This is a genomic window from Spirosoma sp. SC4-14 (genome assembly GCF_037201965.1).
Classification (GTDB): domain Bacteria; phylum Bacteroidota; class Bacteroidia; order Cytophagales; family Spirosomataceae; genus Spirosoma.
Map to the genome: position 1 here is coordinate 114889 of NZ_CP147519.1, position 25404 is coordinate 140292.

The window sequence follows — 25404 nt, forward strand, 5'->3', positions numbered from 1 at the left end:
GCTAACCTACCTTATAATCCTCCTAAACCAATGACCTACCTTCATCGCTTCGGCCTGGTATTTATTTTATTGCTGTTAAGTCTTCGTAGCCCTGCCCAAATCAAGGAGAAGTGGGATAAAAGCATCTCTGATAAAACCGCTGACGCTAAAACGCAATGGTTTAGCGATGCTAAATTTGGGCTATTTCTGCATTGGGGCTTATATTCTCAGCCTGCCGGGGTATGGAACGGCAAAAAATACTACGGAACTAGCGAATGGGTAATGCACCGTGGTAAAATTCCCGCTAAAGACTACGCTAAACTGATGAACGAATTCAATCCTGTTAAGTTTAACGCGGACGAATGGGTGGTTCTGGCTAAGGAATTTGGCATCAAGTATATGGTTCTTACCTCCAAACACCACGAAGGCTTTGCGATGTTCAACTCAAAAGTATCTGATTTCAAGATCACCAATTCGCCTTTCAAGCGCGATCCACTTAAAGAGTTGTCGGTAGCTTGTCAGAAAGGAAATATGAAACTCGGCTTTTATTATTCCCAGTTTCTCGATTGGCACGAACCCAATGGTGGCGGAAACGACTGGGATTTTGTGGAAAAAGACAAGAATTTCAAGGCCTATTATACAACTAAATCCATTCCTCAACTGAAGGAATTAGTCTCTAATTATGGGCCCCTGGGCTTGATTTGGTGTGATATGCCAGGCGGCCTTTCCAAAGAAGAAACCCAGGGTTTAATTGAGGAAATAAGAAATATACAGCCCAATTGCTTGCTTAGCAGCCGGGTTGGGCAGGGCTTAGGCGATTTTCGCGATTTTGGTGATGGAGAAGTGCCCTCCACGGTGGTGAAAGGTCCCTGGGAAGCTATTGCTACACACAACGATTCCTGGGGCTATTCAACGTTGGATTTCAACTTCAAAACATCCAGTGAAATTATTCGGCTGCTGACCGGCATCGTATCCAAAGGCGGTAACCTGATGTTGAACATTGGCCCAAAGGCAGATGGCACTTTCCCTGAAACATCCGTTGCCTGTTTAAAAGAAGTAGGGAAATGGCTGAATGTAAATGGAGATGCCATTTATGGAACCACCTACGGGCCTATCGCTCCGCAACCCTGGGGCGTTACCACATTAAAGCCTGGTAAGTTATTCCTGCACGTGACCGAGCGACCAGAAAACGGTGTATTGCTGGTGCCTGGTGTAGATGCGAAAGTTAAAAGCGTCGCGTTCCTGGCCGATAAAAAAACGCTTACCTGGGACCTGAGTAATAAACGGCTGACCGTAAAGTTGCCCAATGAATTGCCCGATAAGGTCAACACAGTACTTGTAGTTGAGTACGAAGGTAAAATAAGCGATTCATTCAGCGAGGATAAGGTGATTGTATCACCAGAGTTTAAAGAGTGTAAGCTGGACATAGTGAAAGCCAAACCGGCCGGCGCAACAAAAGTGGAAACCATTACGTACAGTAACTACTTTGGCGATTGGAAGCATACGCTTTGTGCCACCAATATGAAAGCACCGGCGGATAGTGTCGTTTACAATGTCGAATTTACCAGGCCCGGCGATTATAAGGTTTCACTCGAGTATAGTTCGCCCCTCGAAAACAGCAAACAGGAAGGTGTATTACAGGTAGGAAAAGAGGTGTACTACTTTGAAACCCTTGCCACGGGCGAGTACGACGCCTGGCGTCCCTTGATCTTTATAAAGCAATCCGTGGCAATGGTAAGGATTCGGGAGGCAGGCATACAGCAAATTAGAATTGCCCCTATCAAAGAAGGAAAAGAGCTATTTAAGCTAAGCCGGATTAGCATAGAACCCTTTGAGTAAGCCTTCTGGTTAGCTTCTTTCTTCTAACGGGGCAGATTTATCCCAACTTTGTTAACTACCCCAAGAGGGAAGTACTCACTTGAGTAGTAGGGTATAGCTGGTCTGGGTAACTTCCTGGTTCTGGAAAGAGAGGGGGCTAATGTAGTAGCGCGAGCAAAAGGAGGATATAGTCTTTCAAATAGACTCTTAAAAATTTGAGGGCTTTGGTCAGATGGTATTGGACGGCCTTTTCGGATAATTTAATGCGGTTTGCTATATCAGCTAGTTGCAAGCCTTCGAGCCTACTCATAATAAAAACTTCCCTATATTTTTCCGGCATCTTTTCGAGACCTTGCTTAAACTGGTCTGAAAGCTCATTATACAGGACCGTATCCATATTGGACTCATGCATGCACTCACTAAAGGAATGGCAATAGTCGGCATATTTGCTTCGTACGGCAGCCTTCCGAATATGGTCAATAAATTTATTTCTGAGTGTCGTATTTAAGTAGGCTGATAGATTAAGGATTCTCGTTTCGCTTCTTTTTTCCCAAAGTTCAACAAAAACAGCTTGCACCAACTCCTCTGCTTCATCATAAGAGTTTACCTTTCGATACGCAGTCTTGTAGAGCAAATCCCAATAGGTATTAAAAATTTCTTCAAAACATTTCCGATCTCCATTTTGGAGTTGCCTTAAAAGGAAATCTTCACTATGTGGAAACTTATTTTCCATCCTTCTAAAGTTTTAGCAATTAAAAATATATTTATATTTTTAAGTTTCCCAACTATTTTCAAAAAGAATAGAGAAAAACTGTTTTGTGGCGGGCTTTTGCTACGCTGTTTTGGTATCGAGACCGTTTCCAGCGAAATCACCGCCTTGTTTGGCCGTAAAATTCACGCTGTGACAGCTGAGGTTTTCTGCTGAAAGTCTTTTTGTACTTATTCGCCTTTACAATTGATGGTTGTCTGGATTAGCTCTCATCTCGCAGCTTGGATTAACTATAGCAGTACAAGTCAGCCAATTTTACCTTAGTTGCCCCCTCCAGTCACTTTGTATACCCAGGCGTATTGACAAGGCATTGTGGTAGGGCTTAGGCTAGGGGCGGTAATGGTCAGCGTGTTCCCTTTTTTAACCGCACGTATTAGCCCGTTAAATCCCAGCAAACTCACTTTTGAGGATGCACTAACACCTGATAGTATTAATTTCTCCTGCCAGACGGTGGTGATGACATATAAATCAGCCCCCTTCGTGGTAAAAAACGTGGTTGTTTTAGCGTCTACTTTAGGGGCCTTCGACCAGGCACGGGTGCCGTAAATACTTTGGCCATTCACGTTGAGCCACGCGCCCATGTCGTTCAACCGCTGCTGCATAATGACCGGAACCCGCCCGTCTGCGGTGGGGCCAATATTCAGCAGCAGATTGCCACCCCGCCCTACTTTATTGATGAGGATGTGTACCAACTCCTTCGAGGTAGAATAATCGTCCAGGATTTCGGCCCGGTTGTACCCGAACGAGCCAGCCATGCCCCGGCACTCCTCCCAGGGGTGGTTAAATTGTACGCTGTCGGCGTTTCCTTCGTATACCAGGTCGTACTCAGTAGTGTAATAGCCCCCGTGTTTCCCCCGCGTTTCTTTACCCCAGCGGTCGTTGATGGCTACGCTTTCCTTCACGGATGAGTCGTTATAGAGCCAGGCCAGAAACTCCGGGCTGCGCAGTTGTTCGGACGAATAATCCCACTCGCCATCGGTCCAGAGTACGTCGGGGTTGTAGGTGCTGACCAACTCTTTCATCTGCGGAAACATATGCTGGTCGATGTAATCGTTAAGCGTTTCTTTTTTGTAAAGTGGATTGAACCACTCCAGCAGCGAATAATAATAGCCCATTTTCAGGTTTTTTGCCCGAACCGCTTTGGTCAGGCCGCCCAGCAAATCGCGATGCGGGCCAACGTCCATGACGTTCCAGTTCCAGGCATACTTCGATGGCCAGAGCGTATAGCCTTCGTGGTGTTTGGCAGTCAGCACGACGTATTTAGCCCCCGACCGTTCAAAGAGCGTTGCCCACTCGTCGGGCTTGAAGAGTTCTGCTTTGAAGTCGCGGGCCAAATCCTGATAGGTGGTACCCGGAGCGTAATTCTGCTTATGAAACTCCTCAAAAAAGTGCTGCGTTTTGCCCCCGTCGTAGAGCCGTCGCCAGTAATGTTCGGCATAGCGGTCATAGATGCCCACGCTATCGCGAACGGTAGGGCTATAAGCCGGGACCGAATACACGCCCCAGTGGACGAAAATACCAAATTTAGCATCTTCAAACCAACCGGGGACGGGTCTGGCATCGAGTGATGACCAGGTAGGCTGGTATGATTTTTGCCCAAAACTCAGGGAAGAAAGGCTCGTCAGCAGCGTAAACAGAAGGAATTTTTTCATGGTTTAGGACGGATCAAGGACTATTTTTTACTGATAAGTTTGGCTACAACGCCCGGTCCAGATGCACATAGCCACCATCGACGTGTATCAGTTGCCCGGTGGTGTGGCTCGACCGTTCCGACAGCAGAAACAGGACCATACTGGCAATTTCTTCGGCAGTGCTCATGCGCTGTTCGAGGGGGATTTTGGCGATAATCTGCTGCAACTGCTTCTCCGGGTCGGCAAAGGTTTGAATCCAGTTGGCGTAGAGGGGTGTGTAGCACTCGGCCACAATCACTGCATTGACCCGGATGCGGTAAGGAAGCAGTTCAACGGCCCATTCGCGGGTGAGCGCGTTACGCCCTCCGTTGGCTGCGGCATAGCCCGATGTGTTTCCCTGGCCGGTTTCCGCCGTTTTGGAGCCGATGTTCACAATTGACCCTTTAGCGGCTTTCAGATAAGGCAGGGCGTGTTGTGCCATCAGATAGTAATGCACCAGGTTTTTATGCAGCGAAGCCACAAACCCGTCGTAACTCCCGTGTTCCAGCCCAACCCCGTCATTTACTCCCGCATTGTTGACCAGTCCGTCTATACGCCCGAACTGCCTGACCACCTCCTCAACGGCCCGCCTGCAGTCGGCGGAGGCAGACAGTTCGGCCACCACCGCAAACCCGTTGCCGCCGATGCTGGCTAACGTCAGGTTGTTGTCGGCTTCGTTGCGTCCGATGATAACGGGGATTGCCCCTTCGGCGGCCAGCATCTGCACAATGCCCTCGCCAATGCCTTTGGCTCCGCCCGTTACGATAATGACTTTATTCTCTAAATGAAGATGCATCTGTTTTGGGTAAGTATGCCGGTAAATCAGTCGTCAATTGTCGTTATAGAATCAATAAATAAGAAAGCGTTCACGCAACCGGTGAGGCTTTGCTGAAACCAACCTAAATTAAAAAGTTATACTGAAGAGCTGTAGGCCACCACCGATTGCCGGGCATGCCCCAGCCCGTCGATACCGAGTTCAACCTGGTCGCCGGGTTGCAGGTAGCGGGGCGGTTTCAGGCCCAGCCCTACACCGGGCGGAGTACCGGTCGAGATGATGTCGCCCGGCAGCAGGGTCATAAACCGGCTGACGTAGGCAATCAACTGGGGCACCTTGAAAATCATGGTTTGGGTGTTGCCGTCCTGCCTGGTTTGCCCGTTCACGGTCAGCCACAGCCGCAGGTTGTCGACATCGCCAATTTCGTCGGGCGTGACTAACCAGGGGCCAATGGGCGCGAAGGTGTCGCAGCCCTTACCCTTGTCCCAGGTGCCGCCCCGCTCCAGCTGGTATTCCCGTTCCGAAACGTCATTATGGAGACAATAGCCCGCAATGTGTTTGGGTGCATCGGCTTCAGCAACGTAACTGGCCCGTTTCCTGATCACAACAGCCAACTCTACTTCCCAGTCGGTTTTAGTCGAATCGGGCGGGATAACAATCACATCGTTGGGGCCGCAGAGGGCCGACGTTGCTTTCAGGAAAACGACGGGTTCGGTGGGAATAGCCGCGCCGGTTTCGCGGGCATGGTCTTCGTAATTTAGACCGATGCACACGATTTTGGACGGACGGGCCACCGGGCACCCCAGCCGGGTATCGGGCGAAACAACGGGCAGTATGCCGTTGGTGATGCCGGGCCGTTCCAGGTGATGCCGTAGCCGCTCCAAGCCATCACCCGCAAAGAAATCATCGGTATAATCCGGCACAATGGCCGATACATCCAGCCAGGTGTTTTCCAGAATAATGCCCGGCTTTTCGGCTCCCGGTTCGCCAAATCGAATCAGTTTCATGGGTGCTGTCAGGTGTTTAATTTACTGAATCCGCCATCCAGCGGGTAATCGCAGCCGGTGATAAAGCCCGCTTCGTCCGAACACAGGTACAAGGCCAGCATGGCTACTTCGTCGGGGGTACCCATCCGACCGATGGGCTGACTTTGGGCCAGCTTGTCGAACATTTCGGCGCGGGTATCGGGGTAATTTTCCGTCAGAAAGCCATCGACAAAGGGTGTGTGAATCCGGGCCGGCGAAATACTGTTGCATCGAATCCTGTCGGCCATATAGTCCCGCGCTACCGATAGCGTCATGGCCTGTACGGCTCCTTTGCTCATGGAATAGGCAAAGCGGTCGGGAATGCCGACCAGGGCCGCTACCGACGACATATTCAGGATGACCCCGCCCCCCCGGTGCTGCATGAGCGGCACGGCGGCAAACAGGCAGTTATACACGCCCTTCACGTTCACGCTCAGGATTCGTTCTACATCGGCTTCGGTTGTAGCATCGAGTCGCCCAACGTGGGCAATCCCGGCGTTATTGACCAGAATGTCCACGTTCTTAACTTTTCGGAAAACGTTCAGCACCGGGATTTGCTGGCTTACGTCGCAGGTGTGGGCATACGCCCGGCCACCCGCCTGGGCAATGCTGGCAACGACCGCTTCGGCGGCTGTAGCATTCCGTTCCAAAATATGCACGGCTGCTCCCTGCCGGGCAAATAGCTGTGCAATGGCCTGGCCAATGCCGCTGCCGCCCCCCGTGATAATAGCTGTTTTATTGGCTAAGGATAACATAAATGGTGAGGGTTATTTGGCTATTGGTGTAAGGGATTTATCAGTCAGGCAAACGTCTGTTTACAGATTTACGCCCCGCTGCCAAGGGATAAAATCATTTTGGCCCAGGCACTCAGATTTGGTGTGGATAGAACCGGAAGCTACGTCAATTAGCCAGCGGAGAAGCCTACTGCCAGTTTGCACAATGGTTTCTTCACCCGCTACGATCAGCCCCGCATCGAAGTCGATGATGTCGGGCATCCGGGTGGACAGCCGGGTGTTGGTTGCTATTTTGGCGGTGGGCGTGATGGGGTTGCCGGTGGGGGTTCCCAGGCCCGTTGTGAACACAATCAGGGTAGCTCCCGAAGCGGCCATGCCGGTGGTGGCCAGCACGTCATTGCCTGGGGTACACAGCAGGTGCAACCCCGACCGGCTAGGAAGTTCAGTGTAATCGAGTACTCCGGCAATGGGTGCGTTGCCCCCTTTTCTGGCCGCCCCCGCCGACTTGATGGCATCGGTAATCAGTCCGTCTTTAATGTTGCCCACTGACGGATTCATGTCGAATCCTGCGCCAACGGCTTCGGCCTGCCGGGCGTAATCGGCCATGAGCCGCACGAAGGTTTCGGCATCGGCGAGGTTTTCGCAACGGTCAATCAGTTCCTGCTCCACCCCGCAGAGTTCGGGGAATTCGGCCAGGAGCGTGGTTCCGCCCACCGTCACCAGCACATCGGACAGATAACCCAGGGCGGGATTGGCCGATATACCTGAAAAACCATCCGAACCTCCGCATTTAAGCCCGACGGTCAGCTTGCTCAACGGCGCGGGTTGACGGGTAAACTGATTGATGGTAATGAGTCCGGCAAAGGTTTGCCGGATGGCTTCGGAGAGCATGGCGGCTTCGGTGCCGTAGGTTTGCTGGTCGAAGTACAGCAGGGGCCGGTCGAAGGCGGGGTTACGTTGGTGTATTTCGGCCCGCAGTCCCTCTATCTGTGATTTCTGGCAACCCAGACTTAGTACCGTTACTCCGGCTACGTTGGGATTGACAATGAATCCGGCTAGCAGGGCACATAGCCGGTCGGCATCGGCATTGGTCCCTCCACAACCCATTTCGTGGGTCAGAAACCGGATGCCATCTACGTTGGGAAACAAAGCCGATGTGCGCGGGACTTCGGCATTCGTAGCTTCCTCTGACACCGAAGCAACTTCTTGAGCATACGTACCCGTCCGTCGATAGGTCGTCGCCAGATTCCGTACCTGCTGGCGGTAGGTTTCGGGCTGTCCGTAGCCAAGTTCGCGCTCAAAAGCGTCCTGCATCATCTGGATATTGCGGTTTTCGCAAAACACCAGCGGCACCACAAGCCAGTAATTCCGTGTACCAACGCTACCATCCGACCGAACGTACCCGTTGAACGTCAGCGATTCCCAGGCCGACACATCGGGGGCGGTCCAGACATAGGATTTTCGCTTTTGCAGGGTGTACGGCTCGGCTTCGTGGCGGAGGTTGAAGGTAGTAAGGGTCTCGCCGGGGGCAATGGGGCGGGTGGCTTTCCCCACTAGCACCCCATACATAAACACTGGGTCGCCAGGGGCAAGCTGGGTCAGGGTAAACTTGTGTTTGGCCGACACTGGGCCGGACAGCTGTACGGTTTGATTCTGATGGAAAATGACCTCGCCCGCTGGCAAATCCTGTAGGGCCACCAGCACGTTATCGGCGGGGTGAATGTGGAGAAATAGATGTCGGGTCTGGGTCAGCATGGATTTATAGCGGTATGGGCCAGTAAAAAGACGGTAAGGCTCCGCGCCCCGTGCGCTCCAATGACCAGAGATTGTTCGATGTCTGCGGTTTTGGATGGTCCGGCAATGAACACACCATAGCTAAACGGGTTGCCCGACAGTCGCTGATAGGCTTCGTGCAGGGTGGGTACCAGCGCGGATTCGTCCAGCAGCAACGCCAAATGATCACAAATGAACGGCAGGGCGCGGTGCGGCAACGTTGTGTCATCGAGCCAGATGGCCCCGTTCTCAGCCACCCCAAACTCACCCCGCAGTACGGCCAGGTCAACCGTTTCGAGGTCGTGTCCGGTGGCGGTTCGGACGTGTCTGAATTCGCCGTATTTCAGTTCGGGCAGGGTATGAATGATCCGGTTCGGCCTCGGGAACCAGGTTTCTATATACTGCTGAACGGCCTGAATACCCGCTACCCGGACTACCAGACCGCCAATGGTCTCGACGCAGGTAATGAAGGTTTCCGCAACGTGCGCCCCAGCATAAACTTCCGGCAGGACGGGTAACGACCCACCTGGGGGCTGGCTGTGGGTAACGGCCTGTAAGATATGTTCACGGCTGTTCATAAGCGTCGGCGGGTTTGGTTATACCAGTCACCAAAACTCTGCGCGGGCGGCTGGGGCATCTCTCGACCTTTATACCAGGGATTCAACTGGTTGCTGACGGCTCCCGGCCAGTATCGCATCAACCTGCGACCCGCCCGGCCCGCCACGCGGTACACCAGCGGGTGAGCCAGCACCCAGCCCATTAGCTTCATCGATAGCGTTTTAGGCAGAGGAGCCAGTCCTTCGGCGGTCAGCGTCTGCCGCCAGTGCCAAAGCTGATCGTGGATGTCGATTTTAACGGGACACACGTTGGAGCAACTACCGCACAGCGTACTGGCAAAAGGCAGGTCGGCGTTTTTCCGCATATCAAGGTTGGGGGCCAGAATGGAGCCAATGGGTCCGGCTACGGCGTTATGGTAGCTGTGGCCCCCGCTGCGCCGATAAACCGGGCAGGTGTTGAAACAGGCCCCGCAGCGGATGCACTTAAGCGAATTGCGGAAGTGCGTGCGCCCCAACTGGGTACTCCTTCCATTGTCGACCAGCACCAGGTGCATGACTTTTCCCGGAGCAGGTCGTCGGAAATGGCTGGAATAAGTGGTGATGGGCTGACCCGTTGCCGAGCGGGTCAGCAGCCGCAGAAATACGCCGAGGTGTTCCTGCTGGGGAATCACCTTTTCGATGCCCATGCAGGCAATGTGTACGTCGGCTAAGTGGGCACCGAGGTCGGCGTTGCCTTCGTTGGTGCAGACCACGAATCCGCCTGTTTCGGCAACGGCAAAATTGACCCCAGTGATAGCAATTTGCGCGGCCATGAACCGCTCGCGCAGATGCGTTCGGGCGGCTTCGGTCAGGTACTGCGGGTCATGGTTGCCCGCTTCGGTTCCCAGATGCTGATGGAAAGTATCACTCACGTCGGATTTACGCAGGTGAATAGCGGGCAGCACGATATGACTCGGCGACTCCTGCCGGAGCTGTACAATCCGCTCGCCCAAATCAGTATCGACCAGGTCAACGCCCTGTTCGGTCAGAAACTCATTCAGGTGGCATTCTTCGGTCAGCATCGACTTGCTTTTGACCACCTTTGGCCGGGCTGAAGGGCTGTGCTGCTGAATCAAATCCAGCACAATCCGGTTGTGTTCGGCGGCATCAGTGGCCCAGTGTACGGTAATGCCGTTGGCCGTTGCCTGCCGCTCGAAATTGGTCAATAACGTGCTGAGGTTGGCCAGCGCATAGTCTTTGATGCCCGATGCCAGGTCGCGCAGGCTCTCCCATTCGGGCAGGGTATGGGCGGCTTTGTCGCGTTTTTGCCGCACGAACCAAAGCGTCTGGTCATGCCAGTCGGTGCGGGCTTCGTCAGCAATGAACTGCCGGGCGGCCTGGTCGTGGGGAACAACGGGTTTACTCATGCCGGTATGGTGTTTGGTTGATGGAGCGGGAGCGGGCAGGCTTCGTTAAGCAGTTGGGCCAGATGCAGTACCCGCACCGGTGATACCTGCCGCCGGAGAATTCCTTCGAGGTGCATCAGGCACGACATATCGCCCCCCAGAATGGCATCGACCTTGTTAGCCAGATGTTCGGCAAGGCGGTCTTTGCCCATTTTTACCGACAGGGTTTCCTGCGTCACGCAGAACGTTCCCCCAAAACCGCAGCACTCATCGGGCCGGGTGGGTTGGCAAACCGTTAGCCCGTTTATCAGGTTCAGCAGGATTTCCACTTTGGAAAACGTAGGTTCGTTGCGTTCCGACATCGAAGCCAGCCGCAACCCCCGCTGCCCGTGACAACTCTGGTGCAGACCCACCCGGAGCGGCTTTTCGAGCGTACCAAACCGATTCGGTTGGTGCTGAACCTGGAGCCTATCGGTCAGGAATTCGCTCAGTTCCCACACCCGCCCCTGGATACCCGCGTTATGTTCGCGCAGGTGCAACACGCACGACCCGGACGGGCAAACGATATGGTCGAAGCCGCCGAATTGCCGGGCCATGTTACGGTCGCAGCCCGCCGACTGACTTGCGAAACCCGAATTAGCCATCGGTTGCCCACAGCAGGTCTGGTTGCGGGGAACCACCACTTCGCAACCCAACTTCTCCAGTAGTTCGAGGGTAGCGATAGCCACCGCCGGGTAAAACTGGTCGACATAACAGGGTATAAACAGAGCTACGTGCATGAGGTCAGTGAGTAACGGCTTCAATTTGAGTCAGCCGCTAAACGGGCGGTGGTACGTAGGGCGAAAAATAAAACCGGTATAAAACACAGGGCAGGTACGATGTAGGCCATTTGAATCGAACTGATGTCTGAGATCCGGCCCATCAGCAGGGGAAATAACGCACCCCCCGCAATGGCCATGATGAGCAGCGACGACCCCACTTTGGTTTGCGCTCCCAGCCCGTAAATACCGAGCGAGAAAATGGTGGGGAACATAATGGACATGAAAAATTCAACTCCCACCAGGGCGTACACGGCGGCCATTCCCCGAACCGCTACCGCCACCAGCAACAACCCAACGCAGCCCACGGTGTAGAAACCCAGCAGCCGATGCGGGGCAATCGTTCGCATGAGGGCCTCCCGATAAAGCGACCCACCATAAAGCCCACCAGCGCAATGGAGAGGTAAAGGGCCCCCGTCTTTTCGGGGATGGCCGCTACGGTACCGGCAAACCGAATGAAGAAACTGGAAATGCAGACCTGAGCACCTACGTAAAAAAACTGAGCCGTAACGCCCATCATCAGGTTTTTCTGGCGAAAGATAGATTCTGTTCCGCCTTGTGTTCTAAGCGGAACGGGTTCGGCAATGTCAGGCAGTTTACTGCGGCTGATGAGCAGCGCTACAGCCAGCACAATTGCGCCAATCAGAAGATAAGGCAGTTTGACGCTGGCGGCTTCGTGGGTCAGGTAGGTATTCAGTTCATCGGGCGACATGGCCTGCTGGCGGGCCACTGTCAGCACGTTGCCCGACAAAATAACCGTTCCGCCGATAAACGGAGCCAGGGTGGCGGCTAGTCCATTGAAGGATTGAGCAAGGTTGAGTCGCTGGGTGGCCGAGGCCGGTTGGCCGAGAGCCGTTACGTAGGGATTGGCGGCTGTTTCCAGAAAGGTCAGCCCACTGGCCAGCACAAACAGCGCTACCAGAAACAGGCCGTACAAACGGAAGTCGGCGGCTGGATAGAATAGAAACGCGCCTATTGCAAACAGGCATAAACCCGTCAGAATGCCTGTTTTATAGCCAAATCGCTTCATAAACAGGCCAGCGGGTAATGCTGTGACAAAATAACCAATGAAAAAAGCTGAATCGACGAAGGCCGACTGGAGGTCGGTAAGCTGGCAGGCTTTTTTGAGGTGCGGAATCAGGATCGGGTTCAGGTTATGGGCAAATCCCCATAAAAAGAACAGACTCGTCATCAGGATAAAGGGAAAACGGTAGCGCGTCGGGTTAGACATAGTTGACTCGTTGAAACAGCATACAAATTAATTGTATAACGTAATCGAGTAATTTTATCAGATTATCCAGTTTTACCATTATGTTAGCTAATTTACGTTCATAGTTCCTTTGTCGTAGCTGATTCATTGGTATGAAACCCCAACTTCTGCGCGTACCTATCATCTCCGAGCAGTCATTTAGTGTGCGCCGGGATGTAGTGCTGCACTTTTACAACCGCTGGCATTACCATCCCGAAATCGAACTGGTACATATCGAACACGGCAGCGGCACACAGTTCGTAGGCGATAGCATCCAGCACTTTCAGCCGGGCGACGTGCTGCTGGTGGGCGCGAACCTACCCCACTATTGGCGATGCGACCAAGAGTACTTTGAAAACCGGGAGGGGTTGCTGGCTCAGGCCACAGTCGTGCATTTTCGAGCCGATTTCTGGGGAGACACCTTCCTGCAACTCCCCGAAAACCGACCTGTCGTTCGCCTGCTGGAGCGGGCCAGACAGGGTATCCGGTTGCTGGGGTCAACGCGGGAGCAGATCAAAAACAGAATGGCCCAACTGCTCACCGAACAGGGTACGGCGCGGTTGGTATCGTTGATTCAGATACTTTCGTTGCTGGCTGAGGCCCCTGACCTGCCTCTGCTTTCGGCTCAAAACTATCCCATCCATTTCGATGAAGCCGATACTGACCGCATCAATCTGATTTATGCCTATTCGCTGGCTCACTTCCAGCGGAAGATTTCCTTGAATGAAATTGCGGCTGTGGCCGCTATGAGTCCGAACTCGTTTTGCCGTTATTTTAAATCGCGGAGCCGCAAATCATTTTCGCAATTTTTGCTTGAACTCCGGGTGCAGCACGCCTGTAAACTGCTGATTGAAGGTCGATTGAGTATTGCTATGGTTTGTAATGAAAGCGGTTTCAACCAGTTTTCGGGCTTCAATAAGTACTTTAAACTCATCACTGGCAAAAGCCCGATGCAGTACCAGAGGACGTTCGCGAAGTAGTGTAAACTCGAAGAACTCCACTATTTCACCAGAGAATCGGCGGTATTCAATATGCCCGCTTCGGTTTCGGTCAGTAAATCACCTTCAAACGTGTCAACCGGCGTGTAACTGCTCTCATGCACGCTGATTAGTCTTCAGACCCACCACAAATACCCTCCTTATTTAGGCGAGGAGAGTGTTACCGGCCCAAATAGCCCAAATTTACTGTCCTTTGGGGGGCGGGTTTGCTAACTGACCATTCCCAGGTTTTTAATTTCTCTGATTGCGTTATAACCACCTGCCTTGGCAAATTCGAGAAATTTGCGGGATGCCTATCGCTGGTAAAGCTGGTAATATCGGTTTAGAAGTGTACGCAATCGTGGGTAGTATGTCGGGTTGACAAAAGTGTTCAAGCTCAGGAGTCTGCCTGAGGTGTAAGGTAATCATAAGGTTCGGCGACGGCCCTGAACATCCGAAATCTGAATTGTTTTAGCCTTTCCCGATGGTATCAGCACTCGAGATGACTGCGAGAGGTAGCCGTTTCCCCAGTAGAACTCCGTTTTTCTCGTTTTACCATTCGGCAGCGTTGTTAGCGCATAGGCATCGGTTGGATTAAGCTTTATAGGAAGTTCAGGCTGTTTATAAGCCGATTTTAACAGGCGAAGGCTATCCCGATTCTGGGTGACAATGTATAGTGGCTGTCCTCCTGCCAGGCTCAATATGGCCAGAGCCTTGGCATCTTTATCAGCCACAAAACCACTCTTGCTTGCCCCAACAGCAGTAAACGTTCCTGTACCATTACCAAGCAGGCAGGTACCTATCCCCGCATCATACCAGCCTGTGAGGGGTTCTGTTCCGTAATCATTGCCAACGCTCAGCAAATCGAGATTGCCGTCCCTATTCAGGTCGGTAACCTGCATACCCAGCATAGGAGACAACTGGGCCTCTAGGGGAAGGGTCGTCATCGTGAATGAACCATTTCCCTTGTTTTCAATGTAGGAGGAAGCCAGGTTGGTCGCTTTGAAAACAAGCGCATCTTTTAGCTGGTCGGGCGAAAACATATCGGTAATTGTCGCGTTTCCGTAATCGCTATAATGGCGGAATTGCCGACGCATGCCCACTATTTGCGTGTTCAGGGTTTCCCGTGGATGGACCGGGTATTCTTTGCCCTGGATAAATCGACAGAGAATGGGATCAATACGTCCGTTGTCGTCGAAATCTTTAGCATACAGACATACCGGCTCTTCAGGCGACGCTTTATAGCGCGAGTTAAGCCCCAGGTTTCCGGCTACGTAGTCAATATCGCCGTCGTTATCAAAATCACCACCGACAACAGCATTCCACCACCCTACCGAGTTGTCCAGCACAGTAGATTGTTTACCCAGCACCTTACCCTGCGTATTTTTATAGAATGTGATTGGCATAAATTCACCCACTACAACTAAATCCACCCAGCCGTCATTATCGTAATCACTCCATAGGGCACTGGTAATCATACCGGCATGCCGGAGGGCGGGAGCCACCCGGTCGGTCACATCCGAAAAATGGCCTTTCCCATCATTTTTGAGCAGGTAACTGGCAGGTGCTGTCGGATACTGGTTTGGAACGATGCGCCCTCCTATGAACAAGTCCAGGTCACCATCTTTATCAAAGTCGTTGGCAACCACGCAGCTACCACTGGCCGAAATAAGCGGTAAGGCTGTTGAATCCAGCTGAAATAGCCCTTTCCCCGCGTTTCGGTACAACCGGTTCTGATAGGCTTTGGTATCTGATCCAAACTCGCTGCTTCCGCTGACGCAGTACAAGTCCAGATCCCCATCGTTATCTGCGTCGAACAGCAGCATACCCATATCCTCCTGCACTTTGGTAGGTAAGCTGCCAGCAGAGAACGTCTGATTGGGGCGCTGATAAAACAACGCAGCCGGATTTCCGGCGGAGCCGCTCAGAACAAAATCGTCCAGCCCATCGCCATTCACATCGCCCACCGCAATACCGGGGCCCGCCTGAGAATATTTCCGGTTCAGCAGACTGGTCCATTTAAAGTCGACGAAGTCAAGTTCAGTCTGTTGGTAAGGAGGTACGGTGCCAGCCGGCACCTCAGTGAATAGGGTGGGTACATGGGTGGCGATTGGTTTAGTATCGAGCCTGGCTTGCCGGTCGTACAGGGTAAGTGTCTGATTTGTACTAACCTTCTTTAGTTTTTGTACTTTCTGTCCCGGCCAGGTTATAGTCAGGGAGTCGATGAGGGTCTGACTCCCAAGTCCGAAATGAATGAATGGCTCAACCGTTGAGTTATAGCCCCGCTGTATGGCTTGTTCGGCGTATTGCTGTTGCCCTTTGGACCAGATAGTTACCTTTGCGCCAATCCCAGCCGGGTTTCCTTTCGGCCCAGCCAGCTTGATTCGGATGTAATTCGTTGCCGGTTTATTCACTGCGTCCTGCACGTGATTCTCATACAGTAATGCTTCACTGTTGAGAGCACTCATGACCAAATCCAGGTCGCCATCATTATCCAGGTCGGCATAGGCGGCTCCATTTGTAACCGAGTGCTGGCTGATACCCCACTCAGCTGCCACGTTGGTAAATACCAGGTTTCCTTTATTTTGAAACAGAAAGTCAGGCTTGTCAATAGGGGCTAACTGATTGGCCGCTTCAATTATACTGCGGAGTCTGGCTTTTTTAGTACCAAACATGGAGGCATCTTTTGTGTAAATGCCAAAATCAAGGTTGGTAATGTCTTTTGGATAACCATTCGTGATTAAAATATCACGTTTACCGTCGTTATCAAAGTCAGCCAATAATGTACTCCAACTCCAGTCAGTTGCCTCAATTCCCGCTAATTGTCCTACGTCGCTGAACGTTGGTACATCGCTGGCCAGGGCACCGTTATTCAACTGTAGGGCGTTGCGAACGTATTGAGGCTGATATTTTTTAGCCAGCGCAATCTGGAACTGATCGTAATTAATGTCTGAAAACATTGATTTCTGACGCAGATTATCGTCTGGTAACATATCTACTGCCACAATATCATTTAAACCATCGTTGTTCAGATCGGCCATATCGACCCCCATTCCATTTTGTTCCTGGTGTTTGAGCGCCTTATTGATTTTATTGGTGAAAGTGCCATCCCGATTGTTGATGTACATCAAATCGTTCGACAGGAAATCATTGGTAACGTAGAGATCGGGGTAGCCATCCTGATTGATATCGTTCGTGACAACTCCCAGTCCCCAGCCTTCAGCGTTAATACCAGCCTGCCGGGACACATCCGTAAACCGGGGCAGGGCATTGCCTTGAAGTCCGTCGTTGCGAAATAACTTATCGACACTCCGTCCAGTACCATCCGTTTTTTGCCCGACTGCCACGCTTCGGATATAATCTTCTATACCATTGGTTACCAGGTACATATCCAGATCGCCGTCCAGATCGTAATCGAGGAAGGCCGCCTGTGTTGAATAACTCGGATCGGCCAGTCCCACTTCGGCCGCTGCCTCGATAAACGTAGGAGTACCGTTTTTATCCGGGCCATTGTTGATGTAGAGCAGGTTAGGTACTGATTTGTTACGGTCGGGATGAATAGTGCATACGTAGATATCAAGCCAGCCATCCTGATTGATGTCAACCATAGACACACCGGTACACCAGGTTTTAGTACTGACTTTGGCGGGAATGGTTATGTCCTCAAAAGTCAGGTTGCCTTTATTAAGGTATAACTTCGACGAAACCATGTTCCCCGTGAAGAAAATATCTTGTAACCCGTCGTTATTGACGTCCCCTATACCAACGCCCCCCCCATTGTAGATGTATTCGAAGTTCAGTACATTCAGTCTGTTTGTTTCAGTAATCTTATTGGTGAACGTCAGATGTGAATCAGCCGAGGTTACCAGAGAAAATACCGGTCTGTCGGCGAAGTGGCAGGCTCCCGCCACCTGGGTAAGTAAGAGAACAAGGCCAGATAAACGCGCTACTTTCATGGAAAAGACAACAAACATGGGTTGTATATCCCCTCCGGATAACCGGAGGGGATAAATCGATTAGTAACCGGGATTTTGGTCCTTCTGGTCAATCTTTGAGTTATTATTGATTTCGCTCTGAGGGATTGGCAATAACTCATGTTTCCCCTTCTGAAAGTAAGAAATTGGCTCTTTGGTGAGTTTATTCTGTTTGCGCCAGCGTAGTATGTCCAGATTGCGAATTTGTTCGCCACTGAGTTCAACCCGTTTTTCGTGCATAATGGCGGCTAACACCTCCGCTTTGTTCGACACCGGAAATTTTGGCGTTGGATAATGGGGCATACCTACGCTTTTACGATCCCGGACCTGATTGATGTACGAAACGGCAGTTGTGGGAGACCCCACTTCATTCTCACATTCAGCCATCATCAATAATACTTCAGCATACCGGATAACCCGAAAATTGATACCCGACTGGCTGTTTTCCGCAGTAGCCTTGTAAATTTTCTGGTATTTCTTCCAGCTGATTTTGGGGTCGGCTCCCTGTACGTCCTTAAGTGTATCTTTACCATTGTTAAACAGATCTCCAACCTGATAAAAGGAATCCTGATAACGCGGATCGTCTTTGGTATCACCGGCTTTTTTCTTTTCAAACTCGGCGAGTAAGCCATTTGATGGAATCACATTCCGCCAGGCATTAGGGCCGTACTCCTGCCCACGTACCGTCACCTCCCCATTGACGCCGTTGCCATCACCACTCCAGTTTAAGCCACCAAATGCTTCGGTGAAGGCAATTTCCCAGACCGACTCCGAGTTGTATTCATTCTCCTCCCTAAAGTTTTCGATATAGCTATCCACGAGTTTATATTGATTGGATGCTATCACGGCGGCCAGTTGCTCTTTGGCCAGGTCGTAATTTCCCCGCTGCATATATACCCGGGCCAGCATGGCCTGAGCGGCACCCTTCGATACCCGGCCAACGTCTGTGTCGGCGTAAGCCGACTTCAGCGGTAAGCCCGCAATAGCTTCTTTCAGATCATTAATCACGAATTCATAAACCTGATCCTCAGTGGCTCTGGGCTGGCTTTCGTCGGGTGATGTTGAGTAGGTTTTATAAAGAGGGACGCCCCCCCAAAGCGATGCCAGTTCATAGTACGACCAGGCCCGGTGAAACTTCGCTTCGCCTAAAACACGATTTCGTAGTTCTTCAGTGATACCTTGTTTGACGCCCGGTGCGAAACTAATTACAACATTGGCGCGGTGGATGACCCGGTAGAGCCCCTGCCATACATCCGTGGCCACCTGATTCGACGCATCCTGGGTACCATTGATGAGCTGCGCCCGCTGAATTTCGAGCTGCGCTCCGCCCGGCTGCATGTCATCGCCCCGTAGATCGTGAATAAAGAAATATTCCCGTGCGTACAGGTTTAACCCCTGCCAGCCTGCATAAACTGCGTTGACACCCGTAACCAGTTCGGCCCCGGTAGTGAAGTATGTTTCGGTCGATAATTGGGTAGGATTTACTTTCTCCAGAATGCTGTCATTACAGGAAAGAGTAAGGGTAACTAAGCTAATTGATAAGAATTTGAGTGCGTATCTGTTCATGTCTTTGCAGGAATTTACGGAAGACGATTAGTCGAGTGGTTGATTATTAAAACCCAATCTGAAGGCCGGCCATGATTGTTCTGGCCTGTGGAAACTGACCATAGTCAATGCCGGTGGTCAGCGAAGAGCCACCAAAGGAGCCTATCTCCGGGTCGTAGCCACTCTTATAGCCTGTAATGGTCAGTAAGTTTGTGGTGGAGATATAGACCCGGGCTTTTGAGATAAAGGGCGTTCCCTTCGAGCTGATCCAGTTTGCTGGCAGAGCGTAACCCAACGTCAGGTTCTTCACCCGCAAATACGAGCCACTTTCAATGAACCGACTCGATGCCCGCGCATTGTGGTTTGGGTCTCCTGCCACGGCCCGTGGCACGTCCGTAACCTGTCCTTCCTTCACCCAGCGATCCAGTACCGCCGTGCCGGCATTGAACAGGCGGGTCATTCCCTCCAGATTATATTTTACAGTGCTGTAAATCTGGTTGCCCTGCACGCCCTGCACAAACAAAGTCAGATCCAGGCCCTTCCATTTGGCCGAGAAATTGGTTCCATAGGTGAACTTGGGCAGAAAATGGCCAATTTTAGTTTTGTCACTCGGGTCAATTTTCCCATCCCCATTGACATCGACAAATCGAATATCACCGGGTTTGGGCGAGTCTTTATCCGCTACGACATCGGTATATTTTGCTTTCCAGGCATCTACCTCGCCCTGGTTCTGAAAAATTCCGGCAGTCTGGTAGCCATAGAAATAAGCAATTGGTTGCCCAACTTCCGTTTTAGTGAGGTTATCTCCGTACCAGTCTCCCCCAAAAATGGTATTGCCTTCATCGCCCAGGGAGATAACTTTATTACGAACGACGCTTATATTACCATTCAGTTGCCAGGTTAAGCTCCCTTTGGTTGACTGGTAGCCAGCCTGTAATTCAATTCCCCGATTCTGAACGGAACCGACGTTGGAGAGCGGTGCTTCATCATAACCCATTGATATTGGAATGGGGCGATTGAGCACCATATCGCGAGTCAGGTTATTAAAATAGTCAACCGAAAAGGAAAGCCGACCATTCAACAGTGAAGCATCGATACCCAGATTAGTCATCGCAACACTTTCCCACTTCAGGTCTTTATTGGCTAGCTTCCGAATGGTATATCCTTGACTTTCAACGGAAGTGGTTTTGTCGAATTCGTAGTAGGGATCGCTTGACAGGGTGGCCTGATACCCGTAATCGCCAATGTTATTATTGCCTACTAATCCATAACTACCGCGCAGTTTGAGTTCCGAGATAGCAGTAAATCCTTTCATGAATTTTTCTTCACTGATTCGCCAACCTGCCGAAGCCGCCGGAAAGTTGCCCCATTTTTTACCGGGGGCATATTTCGATGAGCCATCCCGGCGGAATGAAAGCCCCAGCAGGTATTTATTCGCATACTCGTAGTTAAGGCGACCCACGTAGGAGATGATTGCCGATTCAACTCGGCCCGCTCCAATACGAGGACTACTTAAGTTGGTAGGCTCCACAATCAGATTAGTAATTGAGTTGGTGCCCCCCACATTAATACCTGAGTATACGGCAGTCTGCTTTTCGGCCACTGCAATAGCATTAATAGCGTGTTTACCAAAGCTCTTGATATAGGTTAGCTGGTTGGTCAGAATCGGCGTAATAGACTGTCCTCTGTCCTGGGAAATACTCGCGTAATTGATGGAGGCAAAGCCACCCGGTCCACTGTCATAACTTGGGTTATCACCCCGGCCAATGGAATTGTAAATATTGACTCCGCCCTGAAAACGATATTTCAAACCGGCAAACAGGTCGACATCAATATAAAACGTGCTAAACACCGAATTCGACTCCTGGGTATTGCTGTTAAGCAGTGCGTTGCGTACAGGATTGGCTGGATCGGTCCCGTCAACGTTTTTAGAACCTTCAAAGCCCCCCAGGTTATTAGGATTATACACGGGCAGGTAAGGCAGGGTATTAATGATAGTCCGAATCTGGGTTCCAATGGCTCCTCCGTTCTGTTCTACCCGTCGGTTGTCATAGGCCAGGTAAAGGGTTTGACCCAGGCTCACCCGCTTTCCGAGTTTATGATCTGAGTTAAGCCGAATGTTTCCCCGTTTGTAATTTGTTCCGATCATTATACCATCCTGGCTAAAAAAGCCCCCGGACAGATAAAATTTCGACACGTCATTCCCCCCCGAAATTTCAAGCCGGTGCTGTTGAATAGCCGCGTTACGGAACATCTCCTTCTGCCAATCGGTCTCGGTTTGCCGAAATGTTTGGGTAGATCCGGGATAAATAGGTTGATCTAACCCATTTTGCCAGCGTTGCGGCAGGCTGGACCCGGCGGGTTTACCGTTGTACACATCTCCATTGTTTAACAGATCCGTTCCATAAGCAATGTATTGATCCCGGTTAAGGAGAGAAAGTTTTCGCCAGGGACTCTGAACGCCAACATAAGAATCAACGGTAACGCTTAGTTTCTTAGAGTTCGAGCGTTTTGTGGTTATCAGAATAACTCCGTTGGCGGCCCGTGAGCCGTAAATAGCGGCTGCGCTAGCGTCTTTTAAAACTTCGATTGACTGAACATCTTTAGGATCGACGTTTGACCCGTCGCCCACGGGCACCCCATCTACGACGTATAGGGGATTGGCATTGTTCACGGTCCCAACGCCCCTGATACGAATAATGGGCGCTTCACCAGGTGCTCCATTGTTGGTTACGGTTACCCCGGCTGCCCGGCCCTGGAGCGACTGGGAGATGTTGGAAACCGGTAAAGCACTGATTTCCTTGTCCGAAACTGAAGCAATGGCCCCTGTAATTGACGATTTGCGCTGCGTACCGTAGCCCACTACCACTACTTCATCCAGGGAGTTCGTGTCTGGCGCAAGAGTAATGTCGATTATGGAACGGGTACCTACCAGAACCTCCTGTTTAACGTAGCCAACAAAGCTAAATGTTAGCGTTGCATTTTGATCGGGCACGGCAATTCGATAGTGGCCTTTTGCATCCGTTACTGCCCCGCGCTGCGTTCCTTTTACGAGTATATTAACTCCTGGAATACCTTCGCCGTTCTGATCGGTGATGGTGCCGGTAACAACCTCCTCCAGAAGGATGGATTCAGGGGCCGGGGTAAGTGGCTCTGAAAGCATATTCATACTGTCTGACCGCTGACTCAGCACAATATCATTTCCTACCAGCCGGTAGCTGATTAGTAGTGGTTTCAGCATTGATTCCAGCACATCGCCCAGGGGTTGGTTCTGAACGTTCACAGAAACGAGTCGTTCTGCCTGAATCAATTTGGGGCTATACACAAATCGGATGTCCGCTTTAGTCTCAATTGCCGATAAAACGGCTTTTACCGGTTTATCCCCTAGTCGGAGTGAAATTCTTCGGTTGAGTACCTCCTGGCCAAAACCATCAAATGCATACGTCACACTTAAGGAGAAGGTAACGAGAAGCAGCTGTACGAGAGTCATTCTCATTATTTGGTAGTAAAAACCATGCGTCTGAAAGTTTTTTTTCATACTTTTATTTTGTTTTTGAATGATTTTAAACGGTTAGGCAAAAACACTCCCATTCATCCGATTTTTCGGGTGATCTATCGAGGGAAGCAAGTCAGTCGGATGTGGTGGAGCACGTCCGACTTTTTTACGCTATACGACGCTATTGATTGACGCGTCTTTCACTTTTTTGTCAGCTAATCAGGCCATAGGAAGTGGGTTTAGTTTAGAAATTCGTACACACTGTTTATCAGTTACAGCCACGACCGGAAAGGATAATCTGACCATCGGCAATTTTATACTGAGCATGGATAGCCTCACAAATCAGATCGAGTTTTTGGTATAAATCCTGGTTATTTAATGATGCGGTTAAATTGCAACTCGACAGCACTTCGGCGTTATATTCCATGTTCACCCCATAGGCTTCTTCCAATATTTTGAGTACTTGTGGGACCGGCGTTTCATTGAATTCAAATAGGTTCTTTTGAACGGTAGCTCTAACGATAACTGGTTTTTCGACCAGTGTCTTAATGAATTGTTCCCCGGCCCTCACGAATACAGCCCGCTGGTTCGGATTTAAAATCACCTCATCCGATAAGAACGTCTGGTCGGTTTGTGGGCCCCTCTTCCTAAACACAGTCACTTTACCCGTACTTACGGATACCGATATACTACTATCCTTGTCGTAAGCCTTTATGCGAAAACTGGTTCCCAGCACACGGGTAACTATTTTGCCTGTGTTGACCAGGAAGGGTTTGGCCGGATTTTTTACTACCTCGAAAAATGCCTCCCCAACCAGCGTTACTTCGCGCTTGTCCTGGTCAAATACAGCACTCACCCTTAAATCACTGTTCCGCTCCAGGGTGACCTTACTACCATCTGGCAGAGCAACGACCCGCCTATGGCTGACTGCCTGCGTTTGGGTTGGTAGCATCGTTATGCCACCGGAATGTGTACTGGGTAAAAACCGTTGCCATACACCATAACTGATGCCACAAAGCAGTACAACTGAAGCCACTATACGGAACCATGTACGCTGATAAACAGGTAAATGGCGGATTAGAACCCGGTCATCTAAAATTTGCTGGATAGCTTCCTCCATCTCGCGGGGATCGACTGATACCTCGTCTATTCGTATACTCAACACAATAAGGCGGGCCTGCTCGATGGTATTCTCCTGCTCGGGATGCGTGGTCAGCCAGGTTTGCCAGAAGTGGTCTTGCTCGGGTAGTGTCCCATACACCCACTTCCGGAAGTAAACGTCCTGAACGAAATCGTCTATAGTATATGAATGGTATTTTTTCATTAGTTGGACACGATTTTACGGCATCTCATGGATAAGAGATGCTTGGGTTAGAATAGTCCTGAAAAAAATTGAAAAAAATTATATATAAGGTAAGTACAGCATGAATACTACCATGCGCCAATGCCTGCGCAGCAACTTGAGAGCCTCATAAACCAAATTTACGGCCGAGTGCTGATTGATAGCCATAACCTGCGCAATGTCTTCATACGCAAGATCCTGGTAAAAGCGTAAGTAGATGGCTTCCCGCTGCCGTTTGGAGAGTTGCTGAAGATTGGAACGAAGTTTCAGCAGATTTTCGGCATTCGTTTCACTGTCAATAATATCAGATTCGATGGCGAACTGAACTTGAAAGTCGTACGATTCAGGCAGATCTTCAGACCCACGGGTGAGTCGCGAGCGCTGAACCTCTTTGTAAAGCTGGCGACGCAGGGACGTCAATAAATACGCTTTTATAGAACGGATTTCCTCCAGCCGTTCGCGACGGTTCCAGATATCGATAAAGAGATTATGCAGGCAATCTTTTACCAATTCCCGTTTCACACAGATTCGTAATCCATATTTCAACAAAAGGGGATAATGCGTATTTACCAAATCCGTGAATGCCCGACTGTCGCCCTGCTTAAAAGCCTCCCATACTGCATCTTCCTGAACATTTTCAGATGCCGGGACTGGCTGGTTGAGTTTAGTATCAACAAAGCTGGGCTTTTTCATAACTCAAATATAAGCCGAATCATACTTTATCAACGTACTATTATATTTTCTTTCCTGTTGATACTAGGGTTCTTTCTCCAACTGGATACTGTTAGCGAATTCAGGTTGGCAGTAAAAATCGTATTTTAGTCGTAGTTTAACCTGTATTAGCCATCTGCTTACACTTACAGACAATCAATTCAGTTCCTAACCAAACCGCTCATGCTGCCCTAGCCGCTTTCTCAAATGAGAATTCCTATCTACTGTTGCGGGACAAATCAGGAACCCTCTATAACGATACGCTATTTGCGGATCTTTTTCCACAACGAGGCCAACTCACTTTAGCTTACTGGTAATGAGCGTTAGTGACACTCATGCAATTCGCCGAAGACCTCTCAGACAGAAAGCTGCCGATGCCGTTCGCAGCTGAATTGCCTGAACGTATATGTTAGAATTGAAACTGACCGACCCTGGCTTATACTTTAGTTTGCAGTCCGAATTTTGACTACGGTTTGTGGCCGGGGATGTTGAGGAACGCTTACTGAACGACCTACTGGTCACTTGTCAGGGACATCAATGGCTCAAAACGACCAGCAAACAACGGACCGATTCCACTTATCTAATGGCCCGCATCCGAGCCATGAACCGCTTAGAATGCGTGGTGGAGATGATGCAATTCACCTCAACCGATTAGCAGAATTGTTACCCAATTAGGTAGCACCCGATTTGCGCGCAGAATGAACCGAACACTTCGGCTCACGAGTCGATGAGTTTCATCTGCCTCACTCTCAGCAAAAATGACTGGGCTATACCTAACAAATCTGCCAGGATGGGCTCGAACTCTTG

At 50.7% G+C, this 25404-nt stretch carries 18 protein-coding genes and 1 pseudogene; 4 read left to right on the plus strand and 15 right to left on the minus strand.

Translation table 11 applies throughout. The annotated features are described in order from the left end of the window. The first annotated feature begins 30 nt into the window (after positions 1-30). Positions 31-1818, plus strand: a complete 1788-nt coding sequence (locus WBJ53_RS32535; RefSeq protein ID WP_338877473.1) for an alpha-L-fucosidase — start codon at positions 31-33, stop codon at positions 1816-1818. Between the two features lie 136 nt (positions 1819-1954). Here the strand turns inward: WBJ53_RS32535 and WBJ53_RS32540 are convergent, their stop codons facing one another. Then, positions 1955-2530, minus strand: a complete 576-nt coding sequence (locus WBJ53_RS32540; RefSeq protein WP_338877474.1) for an RNA polymerase sigma-70 factor — start codon at positions 2528-2530, stop codon at positions 1955-1957. On the opposite strand from WBJ53_RS32540, the gene WBJ53_RS32545 reads away from it, so the two are divergent. Further along, the gene (locus WBJ53_RS32545; RefSeq protein ID WP_338877475.1) at positions 2510-2722 is read left to right on the plus strand and encodes a hypothetical protein; all 213 of its coding nucleotides are present in this window, start codon (positions 2510-2512) and stop codon (positions 2720-2722) included. The two genes, WBJ53_RS32540 and WBJ53_RS32545, sit on opposite strands and share 21 nt — an antisense overlap. A 104-nt stretch (positions 2723-2826) precedes the next feature. Here WBJ53_RS32545 and WBJ53_RS32550 read toward each other — a convergent pair whose 3' ends face one another. From WBJ53_RS32550 to fucP, 9 genes and pseudogenes are all read right to left on the minus strand, one after another. Continuing rightward, positions 2827-4218 carry an alpha-L-fucosidase gene (locus WBJ53_RS32550; RefSeq protein WP_338877476.1) on the minus strand — a complete coding sequence of 464 codons (1392 nt, stop codon included), beginning with the start codon at positions 4216-4218 and terminating at the stop codon, positions 2827-2829. A gap of 43 nt (positions 4219-4261) precedes the next feature. Next, entirely contained in the window at positions 4262-5032 is a 771-nt protein-coding gene (locus tag WBJ53_RS32555; protein ID WP_338877477.1) for an SDR family oxidoreductase, read from the minus strand. A gap of 116 nt (positions 5033-5148) precedes the next feature. After that, on the minus strand, positions 5149-6018 hold the full coding sequence (locus tag WBJ53_RS32560; RefSeq protein WP_338877478.1) for a fumarylacetoacetate hydrolase family protein: 870 nt from the start codon (positions 6016-6018) through the stop codon (positions 5149-5151). An 8-nt stretch (positions 6019-6026) separates the two neighbouring features. Next, positions 6027-6791, minus strand: coding sequence for a glucose 1-dehydrogenase (locus tag WBJ53_RS32565; RefSeq protein ID WP_338877479.1), 765 nt, complete (start codon positions 6789-6791; stop codon positions 6027-6029). A 60-nt stretch (positions 6792-6851) separates the two neighbouring features. Then, on the minus strand, positions 6852-8525 hold the full coding sequence (locus WBJ53_RS32570) for an altronate dehydratase family protein (RefSeq protein ID WP_338877480.1): 1674 nt from the start codon (positions 8523-8525) through the stop codon (positions 6852-6854). Next, complete coding sequence (locus tag WBJ53_RS32575; protein WP_338877481.1) at positions 8519-9121, minus strand: LUD domain-containing protein; 603 nt, start codon at positions 9119-9121, stop codon at positions 8519-8521. Before WBJ53_RS32575 ends, WBJ53_RS32570 begins: the two co-directional genes overlap by 7 nt. Further along, positions 9118-10506, minus strand: a complete 1389-nt coding sequence (locus tag WBJ53_RS32580) for a lactate utilization protein B (RefSeq protein ID WP_338877482.1) — start codon at positions 10504-10506, stop codon at positions 9118-9120. Before WBJ53_RS32580 ends, WBJ53_RS32575 begins: the two co-directional genes overlap by 4 nt. After that, a complete protein-coding gene (locus WBJ53_RS32585) occupies positions 10503-11264 on the minus strand; it encodes a (Fe-S)-binding protein (protein WP_338877483.1) in 762 nt (253 codons plus the stop codon). Before WBJ53_RS32585 ends, WBJ53_RS32580 begins: the two co-directional genes overlap by 4 nt. 20 nt (positions 11265-11284) lie before the next feature. After that, positions 11285-12534 (minus strand): annotated as a pseudogene (gene fucP, locus WBJ53_RS32590) (L-fucose:H+ symporter permease). A gap of 131 nt (positions 12535-12665) precedes the next feature. Between fucP and WBJ53_RS32595 the strand changes: the two are divergent. Next, positions 12666-13532, plus strand: a complete 867-nt coding sequence (locus WBJ53_RS32595) for an AraC family transcriptional regulator (protein WP_338877484.1) — start codon at positions 12666-12668, stop codon at positions 13530-13532. 422 nt (positions 13533-13954) lie between these two features. On the opposite strand, the gene WBJ53_RS32600 is transcribed toward WBJ53_RS32595, so the two are convergent. Genes WBJ53_RS32600 through WBJ53_RS32610 form a run of 3 tightly spaced genes read right to left on the minus strand, consistent with a single transcriptional unit; the run spans position 13955 to position 22538 of the window. Beyond that, positions 13955-17503: a VCBS repeat-containing protein gene (locus tag WBJ53_RS32600; protein ID WP_338877485.1), complete on the minus strand. Its 3549-nt coding sequence runs from the start codon at positions 17501-17503 to the stop codon at positions 13955-13957. 42 nt (positions 17504-17545) lie between these two features. Further along, complete coding sequence (locus tag WBJ53_RS32605) at positions 17546-19069, minus strand: RagB/SusD family nutrient uptake outer membrane protein (RefSeq protein WP_338877487.1); 1524 nt, start codon at positions 19067-19069, stop codon at positions 17546-17548. A 46-nt stretch (positions 19070-19115) separates the two neighbouring features. Further along, positions 19116-22538 carry a TonB-dependent receptor gene (locus tag WBJ53_RS32610; RefSeq protein ID WP_338877488.1) on the minus strand — a complete coding sequence of 1141 codons (3423 nt, stop codon included), beginning with the start codon at positions 22536-22538 and terminating at the stop codon, positions 19116-19118. Between the two features lie 24 nt (positions 22539-22562). Between WBJ53_RS32610 and WBJ53_RS32615 the strand changes: the two genes are divergently transcribed. Continuing rightward, on the plus strand, positions 22563-22736 hold the full coding sequence (locus tag WBJ53_RS32615) for a hypothetical protein (RefSeq protein WP_338877489.1): 174 nt from the start codon (positions 22563-22565) through the stop codon (positions 22734-22736). Between the two features lie 76 nt (positions 22737-22812). Here the strand turns inward: WBJ53_RS32615 and WBJ53_RS32620 are convergent, their stop codons facing one another. Together WBJ53_RS32620 and WBJ53_RS32625 are read right to left on the minus strand one after the other, a co-directional pair. After that, complete coding sequence (locus WBJ53_RS32620) at positions 22813-23868, minus strand: FecR domain-containing protein (protein WP_338877490.1); 1056 nt, start codon at positions 23866-23868, stop codon at positions 22813-22815. A gap of 78 nt (positions 23869-23946) precedes the next feature. Next, positions 23947-24579 (minus strand): sigma-70 family RNA polymerase sigma factor, encoded by a 633-nt coding sequence (locus tag WBJ53_RS32625; protein WP_338877491.1) that lies wholly within the window; start codon positions 24577-24579, stop codon positions 23947-23949. Positions 24580-25404: the final 825 nt, after the last annotated feature.

Coding starts and splice junctions, on each gene's coding strand:
- WBJ53_RS32550 (WP_338877476.1), bottom strand. CDS start 4,218: ATGAAAAAATTCCTTCTGTTTACGCTGCTGACGAGCCTTTCTTCCCTG.
- WBJ53_RS32610 (WP_338877488.1), bottom strand. CDS start 22,538: ATGACTCTCGTACAGCTGCTTCTCGTTACCTTCTCCTTAAGTGTGACG.
- WBJ53_RS32565 (WP_338877479.1), bottom strand. CDS start 6,791: ATGTTATCCTTAGCCAATAAAACAGCTATTATCACGGGGGGCGGCAGC.
- WBJ53_RS32535 (WP_338877473.1), top strand. CDS start 31: ATGACCTACCTTCATCGCTTCGGCCTGGTATTTATTTTATTGCTGTTA.
- WBJ53_RS32620 (WP_338877490.1), bottom strand. CDS start 23,868: ATGAAAAAATACCATTCATATACTATAGACGATTTCGTTCAGGACGTT.
- WBJ53_RS32605 (WP_338877487.1), bottom strand. CDS start 19,069: ATGAACAGATACGCACTCAAATTCTTATCAATTAGCTTAGTTACCCTT.
- WBJ53_RS32540 (WP_338877474.1), bottom strand. CDS start 2,530: ATGGAAAATAAGTTTCCACATAGTGAAGATTTCCTTTTAAGGCAACTC.
- WBJ53_RS32615 (WP_338877489.1), top strand. CDS start 22,563: ATGCGTCTGAAAGTTTTTTTTCATACTTTTATTTTGTTTTTGAATGAT.
- WBJ53_RS32555 (WP_338877477.1), bottom strand. CDS start 5,032: ATGCATCTTCATTTAGAGAATAAAGTCATTATCGTAACGGGCGGAGCC.
- WBJ53_RS32585 (WP_338877483.1), bottom strand. CDS start 11,264: ATGCACGTAGCTCTGTTTATACCCTGTTATGTCGACCAGTTTTACCCG.
- WBJ53_RS32575 (WP_338877481.1), bottom strand. CDS start 9,121: ATGAACAGCCGTGAACATATCTTACAGGCCGTTACCCACAGCCAGCCC.
- WBJ53_RS32580 (WP_338877482.1), bottom strand. CDS start 10,506: ATGAGTAAACCCGTTGTTCCCCACGACCAGGCCGCCCGGCAGTTCATT.
- WBJ53_RS32625 (WP_338877491.1), bottom strand. CDS start 24,579: ATGAAAAAGCCCAGCTTTGTTGATACTAAACTCAACCAGCCAGTCCCG.
- WBJ53_RS32545 (WP_338877475.1), top strand. CDS start 2,510: ATGTGGAAACTTATTTTCCATCCTTCTAAAGTTTTAGCAATTAAAAAT.
- WBJ53_RS32595 (WP_338877484.1), top strand. CDS start 12,666: ATGAAACCCCAACTTCTGCGCGTACCTATCATCTCCGAGCAGTCATTT.
- WBJ53_RS32600 (WP_338877485.1), bottom strand. CDS start 17,503: ATGTTTGTTGTCTTTTCCATGAAAGTAGCGCGTTTATCTGGCCTTGTT.
- WBJ53_RS32570 (WP_338877480.1), bottom strand. CDS start 8,525: ATGCTGACCCAGACCCGACATCTATTTCTCCACATTCACCCCGCCGAT.
- WBJ53_RS32560 (WP_338877478.1), bottom strand. CDS start 6,018: ATGAAACTGATTCGATTTGGCGAACCGGGAGCCGAAAAGCCGGGCATT.